Genomic DNA, 17,526 nt, shown 5'->3' with positions numbered 1-17,526 from the left:
TACAAGAATACTACAGCCACACTCAGCTTAAAGTTGAAAACAATCAATGGTTAAAGCAGGGCGAGCAGGACGCGCCTGAAGCGACAGCCATTGAAGTATTAGACACAGATGAGAACTTTGCGGCGACACTTGAGCGTTACGAAGGCATGTTGGTGAAAACAACCGAAGCTCTTGATATGCGTGTAACGCGTACCTTCGGTTATGACTACGCAGGTCGTCGTAACAATATGGTTTTGGCACACGAGCGTATCAACATGCAACCAAACCAACTTTTCGCAGCGGGTTCTGATGAAGCGAAACAGCAAACGGAAGACAATGCTGACCGTCGTCTTTTCGTAGAGACTGACCAAAAAGCGGGTGATGGACAAGTTCCTTTCTACCCAGATTTTGGTCGTACCGACATCGACCAAGATGGCTCAACGGAAGACTATATCCGTATTGATGACACTATTGTTGGTCTAGAAGGTGTGTTGACCTACAGCTACGGTGAGTACCGCCTGATCACGACTAACCAGATCACCGCTGAAAACTTCGTTCGCAACGACCCGCGTACCGACAAACCAGATATGGATGAAGGCGACTTACGTATTGCGACCTTTAATGTATTGAACTACTTCAACTCTCCATTTGGCGGTGATGCGAACCAGCATGGTAATAACCGTGGTGCAAACACCATTACTGAGTTTGAAGTGCAACAAGAGAAGATTGTAAACGCGATTCTTCGCCTGGATGCTGACATCATCGGCTTGATGGAAATTGAGAACAACGGCTTTGGTGAGGGTTCGGCAATTCAACAGCTTGTGAATCAACTGAATGACCGCATTGAGCATAAGAAAGACCGTTACACCTTCGTCGCTGTCGACTCTAATGAAGATGGTGTGACCGACGAAATGGACTCGATCGGCACTGATGTGATTACTACGGGTGTTATCTACCGTAAGAAGGTGGTTAAGCTTAAAGACAGCCGTGTTATCGCGATGCCAAGCCAGCAAGCACCAGAGGTGTTAGACGACTCAGGTAAGGTGATTGAAGATGGTAAGAACTACCAACGTGACTCATTGGCGCCAACCTTTAAGGTGAAGGGCACCAAAGAGAAACTGACTGTAGCGATTAACCACTTTAAATCGAAAGGTTCTAAGTGTTGGGAAGATGCAGCACCTATTGAGCAAGGCGGTCAAGGTGGCGTAGATGCTGATAAGCAAGGTTCATGTGAGAACTTCCGTGTTGCAGCGGCAGTTGCACTGGGTGAAGCACTTGATGGCATCAAAGGCCACAAAGTAATTCTGGGTGACATGAACTCGTATGGCATGGAAGATCCAATGCTGGTGCTGACAGATTACTCTGAAGAGAAGTACGGCAAGCAGATCAAAGCGGCGCGTAACACTTACATTAATGGCGTTGAGCAGTTTGGTGATAACGGTGCGGTGATTACTAAGAACTACGGCTATGTTAATGCGGTCGCGCAGAAGCACCCAGACAGCTGGAGCTACTCATACAACGATGAAGTGGGTGCGTTAGACCACTTATTGGTGAGCGAGAGCTTAAAAGACATGGTGGTGGATGCGACCGATTGGCATATCAATGGTGGTGAATCGACGTTGTTTGACTACAACGAAGAGTACAAAGGCGACCTGCCTAAGTATCAAGACCACTTCCGTTCATCGGATCATGATCCAGCGGTTCTTGAGCTAAAAGTCGGTGGTTCGTTTAGCTTTGGCGCGTTGATGTCACTGTTTGGCTTAGCGATGTGGCGCCGTCGTAAGTAGTGAGTGAATCAGCTTTACTGCTAACGGTGAAAGTGAGTACACGTCACCGAATGCGGGTAATTGACAGTTATCTGTAAACAATTAAGGTCAACCTAGGTTGGCCTTAATTATTGGTGAAATGCAGTTTCCACTTGCCTTTCGCTATGGGTATTGCACAATACCGCCCCTATATCTCCCAATCATTTAGTATTTAGCAAACGATTTCACTCATGTTACTTATCATCGATAACTACGACTCTTTTACCTATAACTTATATCAGTATTTCTGTGAGTTAGGGGTAACTGTAAAAGTTGTACGCAATGATGAAATTGATATTGCGGGCATTGAAGCGCTGAATCCTAGTCACCTTGTGATATCCCCAGGGCCTTGTACACCGGATGATGCGGGTATCTCTCTACAAGTCATAGAACACTTCGTTGGCAAGTTGCCAATCTTAGGTGTGTGTCTTGGCCATCAAGCCATTGCTCAGGTGTTTGGCGGTGAAGTGGTGAGAGCAAGACAAGTGATGCACGGTAAAACCTCACCGATACGCCACAATGGGAAGAGTGTTTTCCAAGGTCTGAATAACCCACTAACCGTCACGCGTTACCACTCCCTTGTGGTGAAAAACGGCACACTACCAGATTGCTTTGAACTGACTTCTTGGACAGAGCTTGAAGATGGCAGTATGGATGAGATCATGGGCTATCAACACAAAACCTTGCCAATTGATGCGGTTCAGTTCCACCCTGAATCGATTAAAACAGAGCAAGGGCACCAACTTCTGGCTAACTTTTTAGCACGTTAAGTGTTTAAAGCAGGTGTTTTACTCTCCTAAATAGGTGAGCTTAACCTGCGAACTCCTTCGTTATACGTTTTAATTCGAGTTTTACCGAGCTCGATCCTTCTGACGCCGATCACTTTTTATAACATTTCTTCCTCACCAGGCTAAGTTTTTAGCCTATGCAAAGTTATTCGCCGTATTTCCTTTTGAACCCAATATACCGCTGTGCCAGTAAGGCTTTGCCTTTGCAGGATAGGCGCATACGTAAAAAAAGCTTCATAAAACAGGTTGATTGATGCATAAATAGTCATAGGTAGTGAGGTTTAGCTGGTTGTGAGGGATGGCTAAAGAATAATCTACTATTGAAAACGTTAATTAAATGTAAATATAATGCTGCAGCGGGATTGTAGCGAGACAAAATTTTTTCGTCTCACTTATGAATCATTACGCTTATTTGCGAAGCTTGCGGTATCGAGAAGGAATGTACGATGACAGTGGAAAATAATGTAGAACGTAGTCTGTTTAATGAGGTGATGGTGCCTTGTTATAACCCAATGGAAATGATCCCGGTAAAAGGGGAGGGCGCACGTGTATGGGACCAACAAGGGCGAGAGTATATCGACTTTGCCGGTGGTATTGCTGTGAGCTGTTTGGGTCACTGTCACCCAGCAATGGTGAATGCCGTTACTGAGCAAGCAAACAAGATTTGGCACCTAAGTAATGTAATGACTAACGAACCTGCACTGCGTCTAGCGAAGAAGCTAACTGACGTATGTTTTGCAGAAAAAGTATTCTTTGCGAACTCTGGCGCAGAAGCGAATGAGGCAGCACTTAAGCTAGCTCGTCGTTGGGCAGCGGATGTTCACGGTCCTGAGAAATCTGAAATCATTGCATTCAAACAAGGTTTCCACGGTCGTACTTTCTTTACCGTAACCGTTGGTGGTCAAGAGGCTTACTCTGATGGCTTCGGTCCAAAACCTGGCGATGTAACTCACCTGCCTTACAACGATATTGCGGCTCTAGAAGCGCATATCTCTGATCGCACTTGTGCCATCATGATGGAACCTCTGCAAGGCGAAGGCGGTATCATTTCTCCAACGGCTGAGTTCGTTAATACGGTTCGTGAACTGTGTGACAAACACAATGCACTGCTGATTTTTGATGAAGTACAAACAGGTAACGGCCGTACTGGTGATTTCTATGCTTACCAAGGTCTAGGTGTAACACCAGACATCCTAAGCACGGCGAAGTCACTAGGTGGCGGTTTCCCTATCGGCGCAATGCTAACGACATCTGAACTGGCAACACACCTTAAGGTTGGTACGCACGGTTCTACTTACGGTGGTAACCCACTGGCGTGTGCAGTAGCTGAAGCTGTGGTTGACGTAGTTAGCCAACCTGAAACTTTGGCCGGCGTGAAAGAGCGCGAAGCGCTATTCCGTGATGGTCTAACTAAGATTAACGACAAATACCAAATTTTCAGTGAGATTCGTGGTAAAGGCCTATTGTTAGGTGCTGCACTGAATGACGAATGGCAAGGACGAGCGCGTGACGTATTAGTAGCAGCAGGCGAGCAAGGCCTAATGGTACTGGTTGCGGGTGCAAACGTGGTTCGTTTTACTCCATCACTGGTTATCACTAAACAAGAAATTGAAGAAGGCTTATCAAAACTAGACAAAGCAATCGCTACGCTAGTTTAGCCTGAGCGGCGTCATAGGAATGATCGCCATTAGAGCGATCCCATGACGTACTGCTAAAGGCCCAAGCTTCTGGTTTTGGGCCTATTTTGCATCTGGAGGGAATATTGATGCTAGTTGTTCGCCCAATAAAACTGTCTGATTACGATGCGCTGCACACCTGTGCAGTTGAATCAGGTCATGGATTCACATCTCTTCCGGTTAACGAAGAATTGTTAACTAACCGAATTACCCATTCTGAATACAGCTTTGCGAAAGCAGACGTGACCGAACCCGGTGATGAAGGCTATCTAATGGTGGGTTTCGACGCTGAAACTGGCGAAGTTGCTGGTACAACGGGTATCGAAGCTTCCATTGGCTGGGATGTGCCTTTTTACTCGTACCACATCAGTAAAGTGGTTCACTCTTCACAGCGCCTTAAAGTGAATAACGTGGTTAAGCTGTTGACGTTTGGTAATAACTACACAGGCTGCAGCGAAATTTGTACGCTGTTCTTACGTCCTGATTACCGCAAAGGCTTAAACGGTCGACTGATGTCTAAGTGTCGTTTCCTACTGATGGCTGAGCACCCAGAGCGTTTCTCAAAAACGATCTTTGCTGAGATGCGTGGTGTATCAGATGCAGAAGGTAACTCGCCATTCTGGAAGTGGTTGCAAGAGCACTTCTTCTCGATTGATTTCACACTAGCCGATTACCTAACGGGGATTGGTAAGAAAGGCTTCATCGCAGACCTTATGCCGAAACTGCCAATCTATGTAAACCTATTGAGTGAAGAAGCTCAGGCGGTGATTGGTCAAGTGCACGATAACACCCGCCCAGCATTGAAACTGTTGGAACGTGAAGGTTTCACGAATCGTGGTTATGTCGACATCTTTGATGCGGGACCAACGGTCGAGTGTGATTTAAGAAACATCGAATCTGTACGTCACTCTATTCGAGCACAGGTTCAAATTGCAGAGCACTCTAGCTCTAAAGACTTCCTAATTGGTAATACCTCATTTGAGAACTTCCGCGCAGTGGCCGCGAAAGGTGCGTATGACCAAGCAAGCGATACAGTGATTTTATCATCTGAAGTAGCAAGCGCTCTTGAAGTAAAAGAAGGCGAATTCGTTCGCATGTTGGCTCAATAAGAGCGGCGATTATCTGTCGAAGATTTTAAGGATAGAAGTATGACTCAGTGGATAGCAGGACAATGGGTAGCGGGTCAAGGTGATGCCATGACATCAGTAAGCCCATACAACAATGAAGTAGTGTGGCAGGGTGATAGCGCAACACCGGCACAGGTTGAATCTGCAGTGGCAGCGGCTCGCGAAGCGTTCCTAGTTTGGAAAAAACTGAGCTTTGCTGAGCGTGAAGCGATCGTGTTGAAGTTCGCAGAAAAAGTAAAAGAGAACAGCGAAGAGATCGCGCAAATTATCGCAAAAGAGACGGGTAAACCTATTTGGGAAACTCGCACTGAAGCGGGCGCAATGGCGGGCAAGATCGCTATCTCTATTCGTGCTTATCACGAGCGTACCGGTGAAGCATCACGTGAAGCGGCTGGTAACCAAATTGTACTTCGTCACCGTCCATTGGGCGTGATGGCGGTATTTGGCCCTTACAACTTCCCAGGTCACCTACCAAATGGTCATATTGTTCCTGCATTGCTATCGGGAAATACAGTGGTATTCAAACCTTCAGAGCAGACGCCTTGGACAGGTGAGTTCGCAATGAAGCTATGGCAAGAAGCGGGTCTTCCTGCTGGCGTAATCAACCTAGTGCAAGGTGCTAAAGAGACCGGCATCGCACTGGCTGATGCTAAAGGTCTTGATGGCGTACTATTTACAGGTAGTGCTAATACGGGTCATATCCTGCACCGTCAATTCGCGGGTCAACCGGGCAAGATGCTGGCACTAGAGATGGGTGGTAATAACCCTATGGTGATCAGTGACCAATACGGTGACGCAGACGCAACGGTATACACCATTATCCAATCAGCGTTCATCAGTGCTGGTCAACGTTGTACATGTGCTCGTCGCCTGTATGTTCCTGTTGGCGAGAAGGGCGATCTGCTACTCGACAAACTGGTCGCAGCGACGCAAAAGATTCGTGTTGATCAGCCATTTGCTGAACCTGCACCTTTCATGGGGCCTCAAATCTCTGAAGCTGCCGCTAAGTTTATTCTAGACGCACAAGCTAACCTGCAGTCTCTGGGGGGTGTCAGCCTAGTAGAGGCAAAAGCAGGCGAAGCGGCGTTTGTCTCTCCGGGCATTATCGATGCAACCAACATTGCTGACCTGCCAGATGAAGAGTACTTCGGCCCATTGCTACAAGTGGTTCGTTATCAGTCGCTAGAGCAAGCGGTTGAATTAGCTAACGACACACGCTTTGGTTTGTCAGCAGGTTTAGTATCGACAGACGATTCTGAGTGGGAATACTTCGTTGACCATATCCGTGCGGGTATTGTTAACCGCAACCGCCAACTCACAGGCGCAAGTGGTGATGCACCATTTGGTGGTCCGGGTGCTTCTGGCAACTTACGCCCAAGTGCTTACTATGCGGCAGATTACTGTGCTTACCCAATGGCTTCAATGGAAGGTGGTGAAACTCAACTGCCAGCTACGTTTAGCCCAGGTATCGAGCTGTAGTTTAGATTGATATTGAGCGAAAGCTCATTCATTAGTTATGAATTAAGGAAGCAGCGTATCGCTTCCTTATTTTAACCACGCTCAGCGTCAAGATTGGGCGGTAGATAATAATAGAACAAGTATGTCACAGGCTGATGGCTGCTGACTTTGTGTCTCAGTCTCTCCCTTTCTAATCCAAATCACTAGCTTGCTAGAACCTCTGACAAGGAGTCACCATGACGCCCGATCTACTCTTTAAATCACTATGGGACGATTACATTCACAGACTTTGCCCGTCGGCAGAGAAAGTACATCACTTGCTAAAAGAAGATGAAGCGCTGATCAATGATCACATTGCATTGCGTACTTTTAATGTTGCCCCTCTAGGTATTGAAACATTAGCCAAACCTTTCCTTGAGCTAGGTTACAAAGCATGTGGCGATTACTTGTTTGAAAGCAAGAAGCTAGTGGCTAAACACTACGAACACCCAGACCCAAAACAACCGAAAGTGTTCATTAGTGAGTTGAAGGTAGAAGAGTGTTCTGGTGAATTACAGCAGATCGTTGCCAAATTGGTTGAGCAGGTTGATGCAAGTAAGTTAGAGGGACACGAATTCCTATTTGGTGGCCGCCTTTGGGATTTGAGCTTCGCTGATTTCCAACTGTTAGCGAAGGAGAGCGAATACGCCTCTTGGTTAGCCGCTCACGGTTACGGTGCTAACCACTTCACGGTTAGTGTCAATCAACTGAACAAGTTCGATGAAGTACAAGCAGTGAATGACTACCTGAGTGATGCTAGCTTTACGATTAACGCATCTGGTGGTGAGGTAAAAGGCTCTCCAGAGGTGTTATTAGAGCAATCATCAACAATGGCAGACAAAGTGCCAGTGGCATTTGTTGAAGGCAATGAGATGATTCCTGGTGGCTTCTATGAGTTCGCTAAGCGCTATCCAATGGCCAATGGTGAGCTTTATACCGGTTTTGTTGCTGCATCGGCGGACAAGATCTTCGAAAGCACCAACGGTTAAAGAAAGATACGATTACGGTTTTTGCCCTAGAAACTCGGGTACGCTTCGCTTCGAGAATGTTTACAAGGCGAGAGCCTCATGTGTTCCATTCGTATCTCGTATCTTCTCTCAATAAAGAAAAAGCCACCAAATTCGCATTTGGTGGCTTTCATATTTTTGACTCAGTTAATCGAAATTAACGAGTGCCGTATACCACGATAGTCTTACCGTGTGCAGAAATTAGGTTCTGCTCTTCTAGCATCTTCAAGATACGACCTACTGTCTCACGAGAACAACCAACGATTTGGCCAATCTCTTGACGAGTGATCTTGATCTGCATGCCGTCAGGGTGAGTCATTGCATCTGGCTGTTTCGCTAGGTTTAGTAGCGTTTGAGCGATACGACCTGTTACGTCAAGGAACGCTAAGTCACCAACCTTTTGGCTAGTTACTTGTAGGCGGCTTGCCATTTGCGCTGAAAGACGCATTAGGATGTCTGGGTTCACTTGGATAAGTTGACGGAACTTCTTGAAAGAAATTTCAGCTACTTCACAAGGAGATTTAGCACGAACCCAAGCTGTACGCTCTTGGTCTTCTTCGAACAAGCCTAGCTCACCGATGAAGTCGCCTTGGTTTAGGTAAGAAAGAATCATTTCCTTACCTTCTTCGTCTTTAATAAGAACTGCCACAGAACCTTTAACGATGTAGTACAAGGTCTCTGCCTTTTCACCAGCATGGATCAAAGTACTTTTTGAAGGGTACTTATGAATATGACAGTGTGAAAGGAACCACTCTAATGTTGGATCGGTTTGAGGTTTACCTAGAACCATAATATCTCACTTCCTCTGCAGGGTATGCTTGCCGCTTTCCGTATTTTAGCTAAGCCTGAATTGACTTCTTAGGATAAGAGCACTCGATGAGCGCTGCAAGCTATCTTGTGTTTCGTTTAAGAATAGTATCCTTTTTCAGGTACTATTTCTTGATTTTAATCGTGACCAAGCTACGATTTTTTACGCAAAATTGTGCACATGATCACGGTATGAAAAGTAATCAGCCAGAATGTCGTTTTGTTAACCTATTTTCCCGGTTTCGATGAGTTGTTGTAGGATTGGCCTCACAATGAGCTCCATAGCAAAGCTCATCTTACCACCTGGCACCACTAGTGTGTTATGACGAGACATGAATGAGCCATCAATCATGGCCAAAAGATACGGGAAATCGACGTTTTTGATGCCGCGCAAACGTATAACAACGAAGCTTTCATCTAAACTTGGAATCCCTTTGGCGTTAAGTGGGTTTGATGTATCTACGGTTGGGACACGCTGAAAGTTGATATGAGTACGCGAAAATTGCGGGGTAATATAGTTAAGGTAATCATCCATTGAACGAACAATGGAGTCCATTACTGCTTCGCGTGAGTGGCCACGATCGCGTGTGTCACGAACGAACTTTTGAATCCACTCTAGGTTTACGATAGGAACCATGCCAATCAGCAGGTCGACGTGTTGAGAGACATTAATGTCGCCATCAACCACACCGCCGTGTAGACCTTCGTAAAACATCACGTCTGAATTTTCAGGGATATCTTGCCATGGCGTGAAGGTGCCAGGCATTTGATTATAAGGCACAGCTTCATCGAACGTATGTAGGTAACTACGTACTTTACCAGTACCTTCATTACCGTACTTACGGAAAAACTCTTCTAATGCTGCGAAGTCGTTGGCTTGTGGGCCGAAGTAGCTGATGTGCTTACCTTGCTCACGTGCCTTGCGGATCTCGACGTCCATTTCTGGTCGAGTGAAGCGGTGAAAACTATCCCCTTCAACCCAAGCAGCCTTCACGTCCATCATATTGAACATTTTTCGGAAGGCTTCTGAAGTAGTGGTGGTGCCGGCTCCTGAAGAACCCGTCACCGCAATAATTGGATGTTTAGCGGACATGACAACCCTTGTCTTATGAGTAACTTACTTGTTAGCAATCGTTTTCCACTATAACACGGCTCTGTGTTAAGCGCAGCTTAGAAGCGTTTTGTGAGCTGGATATCAACGGTTTCGTGCAGTTCGGAAAACACGATATTGGCCTCACCAGAAGCTAATTGATGTTTCACTTGGTCAATCTTGTTTTGTAGAGAGATCTCCACGTCGCCGTAGTCTGTACCCTCACGCAGTACGAATTCCTTGATGAGGTTTTCCAGCGTATCAGGCTCGATGTCTTTCCATGGGATGATCATAAATACTTCTCTCTTTTATGTTCATTGATATGTTGATGAGTGTGTCTAGTGATGTTTATAGTGCAACCCCAATTAGGGACTGCGCTATCTTACCAAGGTTTCGCGTTTATATTTAGCAAGGCTTCGTCGTTATGCTGAACCTTGGATACTTTCATAATAGGCTGGTAGCGCTTCTTCTAACCAAAACCTTGGTTTTAGTGTACTACCAGTAATGAACCCAACATGACCCCCTTTCTGGAACAAGCGATAATCGATGTTATCCGGCAGAACGAACTTAGGAATCACATCATCGGTCATAAAAGGATCGTCTTTAGCGTGGATGATCTGAGTTGGTAGCTTTATCTTATTGAGCTTAGGAAGAGCCGAGCACTGTGCGTAATAGTCTTGAGCGTTCTTGAATCCATGCAGAGGCGCGGTGATTCGTTCATCAAACTCATACAACTTATCAATCCTCTTGATTGTCTCAGCGGTGATGTCGAGCTTCTCTTGCAGCAGGTTAATCTTTTTTAGGGCGTTTGATTTGAGAGAGCTGAGCAGGTACTTCTTGTAGAGCTTAGAGAAGCCTTTCTCAATGCGACTCGCGCAACAAGCTAGATCAAAAGGGGCTGACACTATGGTTGCTGCTGATAGCAGGGGATCGTCTGCATACTCAGCCAGATAATTTGCTAGCATGTTTCCGCCTAAAGAGATGCCGACCGCCACCTTAGGGTTGTTGGGAAACTGTGCGTGCAGGTGTCTTAGGAAAAAGCGAGCATCTTCGACTTCGCCAGAATGGTAGGCACGTGCCAAGCGGTTCGGTTTACCGCTACAGCCTCTAAAATGCATCATCACCGACAACCAACCATCCTTGGCAAACGCATTCATCAGCCCGTTGGCATAAGGGCTCTCAAAACTGCCCTCTAATCCGTGAAACAGAATAAAGATAGGTTTGTTGCTCGTCAGTTCATCGTTATCTGGTGATTCACTCCAAGCAAGGTCTAGGAAATCACCATCAGGCGTTTCTAAGGTTTGCCATGTAGGATGGAACAACGCCTGCTTTCTGATAAACCTTGGCACTAAAGTTTGTAAGTGTGGGTTAGATAAACCAGCCGCTGCGGTAAATATGGTCATAAAACAGTCCGTGCTTTTTATGGGCTTTGAAAAGTATTAAGTATTGCGATGCGCCCACGTTTTTATTTGAGCTTGGTTGATTCTCGGTGCAAGCGCAAGCCTTTCACTGAGACTCAATGTAAAACATGTTGTGAGTAACTGATTGAATATTATCAAACTTGTACGAGCTAGCCTCTGCTTGCTATGAGCACTCGTTTTGCTAGGTGCAGCGAAATATCAATACGAGAGTAAGCTTGTACCGGAACAACTCAAAAGAGAAAGAAAACGAGTTAAGGCTGAGGGGCGGGTTCAGAAAATGCGTCATAGAGGTTTTCTGCTCCGAGTAGACGACAATATTGCAGAGCCAGTGGTGCTTGTTGATTAGTGAACAGTTGCAGTGAGTTAATACAGTCGACAAGATCGGATTGCTGCTGCTTCTCAAGTTGCAGTTCAAACTGTAAGGCTTCACGGTAGAGAGAGTCGACCACATGCTCTTTAAGGTGCTTACGTAACTCTCGATAACTATGAAGTAAGGTTTCGGAGCGGCTTAAGCACTGCTGTACTTTGTGCCACTCTTCTTCTGCAAAAGACATTTGCTGCTCATCGAGCCATTTGAGGAGCAGCAGTAGATTGACGTTGCCGTGGAACTGGTTTTGCAAAGCTAAGCACGCATCTTTAACACCGCGCACACTGTAATACTGAAGGCTAAATTGCCATAGTCGTTCCAGTGTTAGTGATATTGGGGCGTGCTTTGGGCTCATAAGTTATCCATATCCTGTTCCATCTGCTCAAGCTCTTCTTGAGTGGACATCCAATCCATTTCAACTTCTTCAAGTTGTGACTTACTGCTCGCTTGTAGGGCGAGTACTTCATTCAGTTTAGCCTTATTTTCAGCTTCATACAGTGAAGTGTCGGATAATTGTTGCTCGGCTTCTTCAAGAGCAAGCGTCAGTTTATCCATCTGCTTTTCAAATTGAGTCAGCTTTTTACGGATTGGTGCGGTTAACTTACGGAACTCAGCTTCTTTACGCTTTTGCTCTTTTTTCGCAGCAGCACTGTTGGCACCATCTTTCGCTGGAGCCTGCGCTTGTGCTTCTTTACGTTCCACTTTTTGCTGTTCGGTTAGCCACTTGTAGTAATCGTTCAGGTCACCGTCAAACGGCGCAACTTGGCGGTCGTGCACAAGGTACAGGTCATCGGTGGTTGCACGAAGTAGGTAACGGTCGTGCGATACGATAACCATCGCGCCTTCAAACGTCTGTAGAGCAAATGTCAGCGCCTGACGCATGTCGAGATCCAAGTGGTTAGTTGGTTCATCGAGTAGCAACAGGTTCGGTTTTTGCCATACCAGCAGCGCCAATACTAAACGTGCTTTCTCACCACCTGAGAAAGGAGCCACTTTATCCAGTGCTTTCTCGCCTTGGAAGCCAAAGCTACCTAGATAATCACGCAGCTGCTGTTCGGTGTGTTTAGGCGCAATCTGCATCATGTGTTGCAGTGGTGTCTCTTCTGGGTGCAGCGTTTCTAGTTGATGCTGTGCGAAGTAACCAATCTTAACGCCTTGTGAGTAGCTCAGCTCGCCACCTTGCTGTTTCAGTTCGCCAGAAAGCAGCTTAATAAGTGTCGATTTACCTGCGCCATTGCGACCCAGTAGACCGATACGGCTACCCGGAACAAGGTTAAGGCGAATCTTCTCTAGGATTAATTTGTCATCGTAGCCTGCAGAGACCTCATCCATCATCATGATTGGGTTTGGTAGTGCGTCTGGTTCTCTGAACTCAAAGCTGAATGGGTTATCAAACTGAGCTGGCAGTACTTGTTCCATTTTCTCTAGCGCTTTAATACGGCTTTGCGCTTGGCGAGCCTTTGAAGCTTTATAACGGAAACGGTCGATGTAGCTCTGCATGTGAGCCATCTGCTTTTGCTGCTTCTGGTACATCGCCTGTTGCAGAATCAGTTTCTGCGCTCGTTGATTCTCAAACGATGAGTAGTTACCTGTGTACTCATTTAACTTTTGGTTTTCTACGTGCACGATGCGGTTGACGATAGGGTCTAAGAAGTCTCTATCGTGCGAGATAAGAATCAGTGTGCCAGGGTAGCTTTGTAGCCAGCGCTCTAGCCACATTACCGCATCTAAGTCCAAGTGGTTGGTTGGCTCATCGAGCAGCAGTAAGTCACTGCGGCACAGCAGGGCTTGCGCTAGGTTCAAACGCATACGCCATCCACCTGAGAATTGGGTCAGGTTCCACGTCATTTGTTCTTGGCTAAAGCCTAGGCCGTCTAGCAATTCGGCTGCGCGAGCCTTAATGCTGTAACCACCAATGGTTTCTATCTTGCCGTGAATCTCTGCGACGAGTGTGCCGTTGTCGGCTACTTCCGCTTTTTGCAGCTGATCTTCAAGGCCGCGATATTCACGGTCGCCATCAATCACGTATTCAATTGCTGTTCTTTCTAATGCTGGGGTTTCTTGAGCAACCCACGCCATTTCCCAATGAGTAGGTTTGCTGAATGAACCAGCATCAATCGATAGCTCGTCTTTAATTAAAGCGAACAGCGTCGATTTACCACAGCCGTTTTTACCCACCAAGCCAATCTTGTCGCCAGGGTGAAGAGTCGCAGATGCTTGGTCGAGGAGGGGCTTACCGCCGCGTAGCAATTGAATATCAGAGAAAGTAATCATAGAAATAGCATAGAAATTAGAGGTGAACAGACGCCTGCATAGTAGGCTGAAACCAGATAAAAGTCGATCACAATGCAATTTGCGTTATGATGCCAATAACATATTAATAACTTTTGCTTAAATTCTTGTGGCCTTGCCACCGTTTAGCCTTAAAAGGAAAGCTTCAAAGGAATGAGTAATACTCCCTCGACAGACAAAGTAGTACCCAAAGTATTGGTTATCTACGCGCACCCAGAGCCACAAACCTCTATTGCCAATCAGATGATGGTTAAGAAAATAGAGTCGCTCGGACATGTCAAAATTCACGATCTCTATGCCATCTATCCTGATTTCTTTATCGATGTGCCTTATGAGCATTCTCTGCTCCTTGAATATGATGTGATTGTGTTCCAACACCCTCTGTTTATGTATTCCTGTCCTTCATTGCTAAAAGAGTGGTTTGACCGAGTCTTGGGTAAAGGCTTTGCGTTTGGTGAGCAAAGTGCACTGAAAGGTAAACATTGGCGCAGTGTTATCACTACGGGTGGTAAAGAAGAGGCGTTTGGAGCAGCAGGCTATAATAAATATCCATTACAAGAGATTTTACAACCTTTCGAACTCACAGCTGCTTTGTGTCAGATGAACTGGATTCCACCATTGGTTTTACACTGGGCACGAAATGTCACAGATATGACACGGTATCAACATGCAGAAGCGTATCGAAACTGGTTGCGAGACCCGCTACAAGATATAGGAGCGAACGATGGCTCTGACTAATGAATTTTTGCAAAGTAGCGTTATATTTTTAGCTGCCGCGGTGGTTGCTGTTCCTATCGCACAACGCGCAGGTTTAGGCTCAGTTTTGGGCTACTTGCTGGCGGGTGTGGCAATTGGCCCATGGGGGCTTGGTTTAATTAGTGACGTAGAAGCGATTCTACACTTTTCCGAATTCGGGGTGGTGCTGCTGCTCTTCCTGATTGGTTTAGAGCTTAACCCTAAAAAATTGTGGCAGATGCGAGCGCCTATTCTCGGGCTCGGTGGCGCGCAGGTGCTGATCACCACTCTGATTATTACTGCCATCGCCTGCATGTTCGGTTTAACGTGGCAAACGAGCCTAGTAATAGGTATGGGTTTGGCCTTGTCCTCGACTGCTATCGCTTTAAGGGTTATTGAAGAGCGAGAGCTTGGTGGTAAAGAAGCAGGCCAATCAGGTTTTGCAGTACTACTTTTCCAAGATATTGCCGTGATCCCTATGTTGGCTATGTTGCCTTTACTTGCAGGTAACACCGGCGGCAGCTGGGCAGACATGTTGTGGATGTTAGGTGGTGTGGTTGGTTTACTAGTCGGTGGCCACTTCTTGTTGAGGCCTCTTTTCCGCTATGTAGTAATGAGTGGTGTGCGTGAGTTGTTCACTGTTGCTGCTCTGCTATTGGTGATTGGTATTGCTGTGATCATGCAACAGATTGGTTTGTCGATGGCATTGGGTACTTTCTTAGCGGGCGTACTTCTAGCGGAAAGTGAATACCGACATGAGTTGGAAATCGCGATTGACCCATTTAAAGGACTGTTACTTGGTCTGTTCTTTATCTCGGTCGGTATGGCCGTTAACTTGGGTTTATTAGCCGAAAGCCCGTTTGCAATACTGATCGCTGTTCTTGCGTTAGTCGTACTAAAGGGGCTGGTTTTGTACGCCCTTGCTCGAATGTTCGGAACTCAAGCCAAAGCGCGCAGCCGCATGGCGATGATTCTTAGCCAAGGCGGTGAATTCGCTTTCGTTATCTTCACCGCGGCAAGTGCACAAGGCATCTTGAGTGGTGAGCAAGTGTCATTTTTGCTAGTTGTGGTGAGTCTATCAATGGTGACCACGCCATTAATGCTTAAGCTGCAAGATAAGTTCTTTGCTCGCCAGTTGAATCAAATCAGTGAGAATGCGATGTCTTCGGATGTGGTTGATCGTAGCCCTCGAGTGATCATTGCTGGCTTTGGTCGTTTTGGTCAGATCATCGGTCGTCTGATGTACGCTAATAAGATCCGCATTACGATCTTGGAAAGTGACGCTAGCCAAATCCACATCCTGAGAAAGTTTGGCTACAAGGTATTTTACGGTGATTCCACTCACTTAGAGTTGTTGCGCGCAGCGGGGGCTGATAAGGCCGAAGCTATTGTGCTGTGTACTGACTCTCCTGATGAAATCATGAAAACCGTCGATTTGTGTAAGCAGCATTTTCCACGTCTTAAAATCTTGGCGCGTGCACGAAGCCGTGTTGAAGCCTACCAATTGCTTAATCACGGGGTAAACAACTACTCGCGTGAAACCTTCTTAGGGGCACTGGACCTAGGCCGTCAAACTCTGACTGAACTTGGCATGCATCCATACAAAGCGAAGCGAGCAGAAGCACATTTTAGGAAGTTGGATAATGGTATGCTGAAAGAGTTACTGCCTCAGCATAATGAAGACGCAGAGTTAGCCCAAAGAGCGAAAGAGGCTCGTAAAGAGCTTGAAGAGATCTTTGGACATGAGATGGAGAATGACCACCAATCTCGAAACTATTGGCAATAGCTTCAGCTTAGAGTGAATGGTTCGAGCTTGTAATGAATGCTTTGAGCCAAAAGCCATTGCCCAGAGATACCTAATAATAAACGTGGTCCTATTCGCTTTCACATCAAGCATAGAGAACCGCGAATCCAGAGTAGTAAAGGATATTAACGTGAAACAGAAAAAACGCTTTATCGCAGGGGCAAGCTGCCCAAGCTGCAATACTCAAGACACGCTTCGCTGGTGGATTGAGAACAATATTGAGTTAGTGGAATGTGTCGATTGCGACTTCTCAGAGCAACGCAAACCGAAAACTGTAGAGAAATCTGAACACGCGAATCAAGAAATGATCGGTATTTTTAAGCCTGAGTGATTGAGTTTCGATAATTGATCCCCATAATATCCGGGTACAGAATTTTTCCTAAGCTCAACTGTTGGAGCTTAGTCCAAACCTCCTTGGAGCTCTCATGAAAATTGAAAAGAACGTAGTAGTTAGTGTTGCATATCAAGTGAAACTTGAAGATGGCGTAGTAGTTGACCAATCAACTGCAGAAGCTCCACTAGATTACCTTCACGGTCATAACAACCTAATTACAGGTCTTGAAAAAGAGCTTGAAGGCAAAGTAGCTGGCGACAAGTTCTCTGCAACGGTTACTCCAGAAGACGCTTACGGTGAGCACAACGACGCACTAGTGCAACGTGTTCCTGCTGACGTTTTCCAAGGTGTTGAGCAAATCGAAGTTGGTATGCGCTTCCTAGCGGATACAGACCAAGGTCCAATCCCTGTAGAAGTAACTGAAGTAGACGGCGACGAAGTTGTTGTTGATGGCAACCACATGCTAGCTGGCCAAACTCTAACGTTTGACGTTGAAGTAGTAGCGGTTCGTGAAGCGACTGAAGAAGAAGTTCAACACGGTCACGTACACCAAGAAGGCGGCTGTGGCGGTCACGGTCACGACCATGATCACGAAGGCGGTTGCTGCGGTGGCGAAGGCCACGACCACGGTGAAGAGAAAAAAGACGGCTGCTGCGGCGGCGGTAGCTGTGGTTCTCACTAATACCGAGTTGACGGTTTAGTTTTAGAATATGAAAGCCTCCCTTGTGGAGGCTTTTTTCGTATTGGGGGTGTGCTTTCTGGCGTGAACATGACCGCTAGTGAAAGATTTGTTGTTG

Annotated in this window: 16 protein-coding genes; 10 read left to right on the top strand and 6 right to left on the bottom strand. The window is 46.3% G+C overall.

Annotation, left to right across the window (positions count from 1 at the left end; translation table 11 throughout):
- The 6 genes from BCT81_RS16075 to BCT81_RS16050 form a co-directional block, all read left to right on the top strand.
- A partial coding sequence (locus BCT81_RS16075; protein WP_102425086.1) for an ExeM/NucH family extracellular endonuclease occupies positions 1-1,766 on the top strand: 1,766 nt, incomplete at its 5' end.
- A 209-nt stretch (positions 1,767-1,975) separates the two neighbouring features.
- Positions 1,976-2,554 carry an aminodeoxychorismate/anthranilate synthase component II gene (locus tag BCT81_RS16070; RefSeq protein WP_102425085.1) on the top strand — a complete coding sequence of 193 codons (579 nt, stop codon included), beginning with the start codon at positions 1,976-1,978 and terminating at the stop codon, positions 2,552-2,554.
- A 464-nt stretch (positions 2,555-3,018) separates the two neighbouring features.
- On the top strand, positions 3,019-4,230 hold the full coding sequence (locus tag BCT81_RS16065) for an aspartate aminotransferase family protein (RefSeq protein ID WP_102425084.1): 1,212 nt from the start codon (positions 3,019-3,021) through the stop codon (positions 4,228-4,230).
- A 107-nt stretch (positions 4,231-4,337) separates the two neighbouring features.
- Positions 4,338-5,357 (top strand): arginine N-succinyltransferase, encoded by a 1,020-nt coding sequence (astA, locus tag BCT81_RS16060; RefSeq protein WP_061033630.1) that lies wholly within the window; start codon positions 4,338-4,340, stop codon positions 5,355-5,357.
- Between the two features lie 39 nt (positions 5,358-5,396).
- Positions 5,397-6,854: a succinylglutamate-semialdehyde dehydrogenase gene (gene astD, locus BCT81_RS16055; protein ID WP_102425083.1), complete on the top strand. Its 1,458-nt coding sequence runs from the start codon at positions 5,397-5,399 to the stop codon at positions 6,852-6,854.
- Positions 6,855-7,069: 215 nt separating this feature from the next.
- Complete coding sequence (locus tag BCT81_RS16050; RefSeq protein WP_102425082.1) at positions 7,070-7,861, top strand: DUF1338 domain-containing protein; 792 nt, start codon at positions 7,070-7,072, stop codon at positions 7,859-7,861.
- A 175-nt stretch (positions 7,862-8,036) separates the two neighbouring features.
- Here the strand turns inward: BCT81_RS16050 and crp are convergent, their stop codons facing one another.
- The 6 genes from crp to BCT81_RS16020 all read right to left on the bottom strand — a co-directional run bounded on the left by crp (position 8,037) and on the right by BCT81_RS16020 (position 13,838).
- Positions 8,037-8,669, bottom strand: coding sequence for a cAMP-activated global transcriptional regulator CRP (crp, locus tag BCT81_RS16045; protein WP_004410522.1), 633 nt, complete (start codon positions 8,667-8,669; stop codon positions 8,037-8,039).
- Between the two features lie 240 nt (positions 8,670-8,909).
- The gene (locus tag BCT81_RS16040; protein WP_004737178.1) at positions 8,910-9,779 is read right to left on the bottom strand and encodes a phosphoribulokinase; all 870 of its coding nucleotides are present in this window, start codon (positions 9,777-9,779) and stop codon (positions 8,910-8,912) included.
- A 77-nt stretch (positions 9,780-9,856) separates the two neighbouring features.
- Positions 9,857-10,069, bottom strand: coding sequence for a YheU family protein (locus BCT81_RS16035; RefSeq protein ID WP_004737179.1), 213 nt, complete (start codon positions 10,067-10,069; stop codon positions 9,857-9,859).
- Between the two features lie 129 nt (positions 10,070-10,198).
- Complete coding sequence (locus tag BCT81_RS16030; RefSeq protein ID WP_102425081.1) at positions 10,199-11,179, bottom strand: hydrolase; 981 nt, start codon at positions 11,177-11,179, stop codon at positions 10,199-10,201.
- Positions 11,180-11,448: 269 nt separating this feature from the next.
- The gene (locus BCT81_RS16025; RefSeq protein WP_086715751.1) at positions 11,449-11,919 is read right to left on the bottom strand and encodes a TIGR02444 family protein; all 471 of its coding nucleotides are present in this window, start codon (positions 11,917-11,919) and stop codon (positions 11,449-11,451) included.
- Positions 11,916-13,838, bottom strand: coding sequence for an ABC transporter ATP-binding protein (locus tag BCT81_RS16020; protein WP_102425080.1), 1,923 nt, complete (start codon positions 13,836-13,838; stop codon positions 11,916-11,918). Before BCT81_RS16020 ends, BCT81_RS16025 begins: the two co-directional genes overlap by 4 nt.
- Before the next feature lie 171 nt (positions 13,839-14,009).
- Between BCT81_RS16020 and kefG the strand changes: the two genes are divergently transcribed.
- The 4 genes from kefG (at position 14,010) to slyD (ending at position 17,411) form a co-directional block, all read left to right on the top strand.
- A complete protein-coding gene (gene kefG, locus BCT81_RS16015) occupies positions 14,010-14,594 on the top strand; it encodes a glutathione-regulated potassium-efflux system ancillary protein KefG (RefSeq protein WP_102425079.1) in 585 nt (194 codons plus the stop codon).
- On the top strand, positions 14,581-16,377 hold the full coding sequence (gene kefB / locus BCT81_RS16010) for a glutathione-regulated potassium-efflux system protein KefB (RefSeq protein WP_102425078.1): 1,797 nt from the start codon (positions 14,581-14,583) through the stop codon (positions 16,375-16,377). The genes kefG and kefB overlap by 14 nt, the downstream gene beginning before the upstream one ends.
- A gap of 148 nt (positions 16,378-16,525) precedes the next feature.
- Positions 16,526-16,726 carry a YheV family putative zinc ribbon protein gene (locus tag BCT81_RS16005; RefSeq protein ID WP_004737184.1) on the top strand — a complete coding sequence of 67 codons (201 nt, stop codon included), beginning with the start codon at positions 16,526-16,528 and terminating at the stop codon, positions 16,724-16,726.
- A gap of 94 nt (positions 16,727-16,820) precedes the next feature.
- Positions 16,821-17,411, top strand: a complete 591-nt coding sequence (gene slyD / locus BCT81_RS16000; protein ID WP_076656805.1) for a peptidylprolyl isomerase — start codon at positions 16,821-16,823, stop codon at positions 17,409-17,411.
- The last annotated feature ends 115 nt before the right edge of the window (positions 17,412-17,526 follow it).

Source organism: Vibrio sp. 10N.261.52.A1 (assembly GCF_002876325.1).
Lineage (GTDB): Bacteria > Pseudomonadota > Gammaproteobacteria > Enterobacterales > Vibrionaceae > Vibrio > Vibrio chagasii.
This window is presented reverse-complemented; position numbering and strand designations above follow the sequence as displayed.

Bases quoted from the DNA above. Each gene is read 5' to 3' on its own strand.
- astA (WP_061033630.1), top strand. From the start codon at position 4,338: ATGCTAGTTGTTCGCCCAATAAAACTGTCTGATTACGATGCGCTGCAC.
- BCT81_RS16050 (WP_102425082.1), top strand. From the start codon at position 7,070: ATGACGCCCGATCTACTCTTTAAATCACTATGGGACGATTACATTCAC.
- slyD (WP_076656805.1), top strand. From the start codon at position 16,821: ATGAAAATTGAAAAGAACGTAGTAGTTAGTGTTGCATATCAAGTGAAA.
- kefB (WP_102425078.1), top strand. From the start codon at position 14,581: ATGGCTCTGACTAATGAATTTTTGCAAAGTAGCGTTATATTTTTAGCT.
- kefG (WP_102425079.1), top strand. From the start codon at position 14,010: ATGAGTAATACTCCCTCGACAGACAAAGTAGTACCCAAAGTATTGGTT.
- BCT81_RS16020 (WP_102425080.1), bottom strand. From the start codon at position 13,838: ATGATTACTTTCTCTGATATTCAATTGCTACGCGGCGGTAAGCCCCTC.
- BCT81_RS16065 (WP_102425084.1), top strand. From the start codon at position 3,019: ATGACAGTGGAAAATAATGTAGAACGTAGTCTGTTTAATGAGGTGATG.
- BCT81_RS16025 (WP_086715751.1), bottom strand. From the start codon at position 11,919: ATGAGCCCAAAGCACGCCCCAATATCACTAACACTGGAACGACTATGG.
- astD (WP_102425083.1), top strand. From the start codon at position 5,397: ATGACTCAGTGGATAGCAGGACAATGGGTAGCGGGTCAAGGTGATGCC.
- BCT81_RS16040 (WP_004737178.1), bottom strand. From the start codon at position 9,779: ATGTCCGCTAAACATCCAATTATTGCGGTGACGGGTTCTTCAGGAGCC.
- BCT81_RS16030 (WP_102425081.1), bottom strand. From the start codon at position 11,179: ATGACCATATTTACCGCAGCGGCTGGTTTATCTAACCCACACTTACAA.
- crp (WP_004410522.1), bottom strand. From the start codon at position 8,669: ATGGTTCTAGGTAAACCTCAAACCGATCCAACATTAGAGTGGTTCCTT.
- BCT81_RS16070 (WP_102425085.1), top strand. From the start codon at position 1,976: ATGTTACTTATCATCGATAACTACGACTCTTTTACCTATAACTTATAT.
- BCT81_RS16035 (WP_004737179.1), bottom strand. From the start codon at position 10,069: ATGATCATCCCATGGAAAGACATCGAGCCTGATACGCTGGAAAACCTC.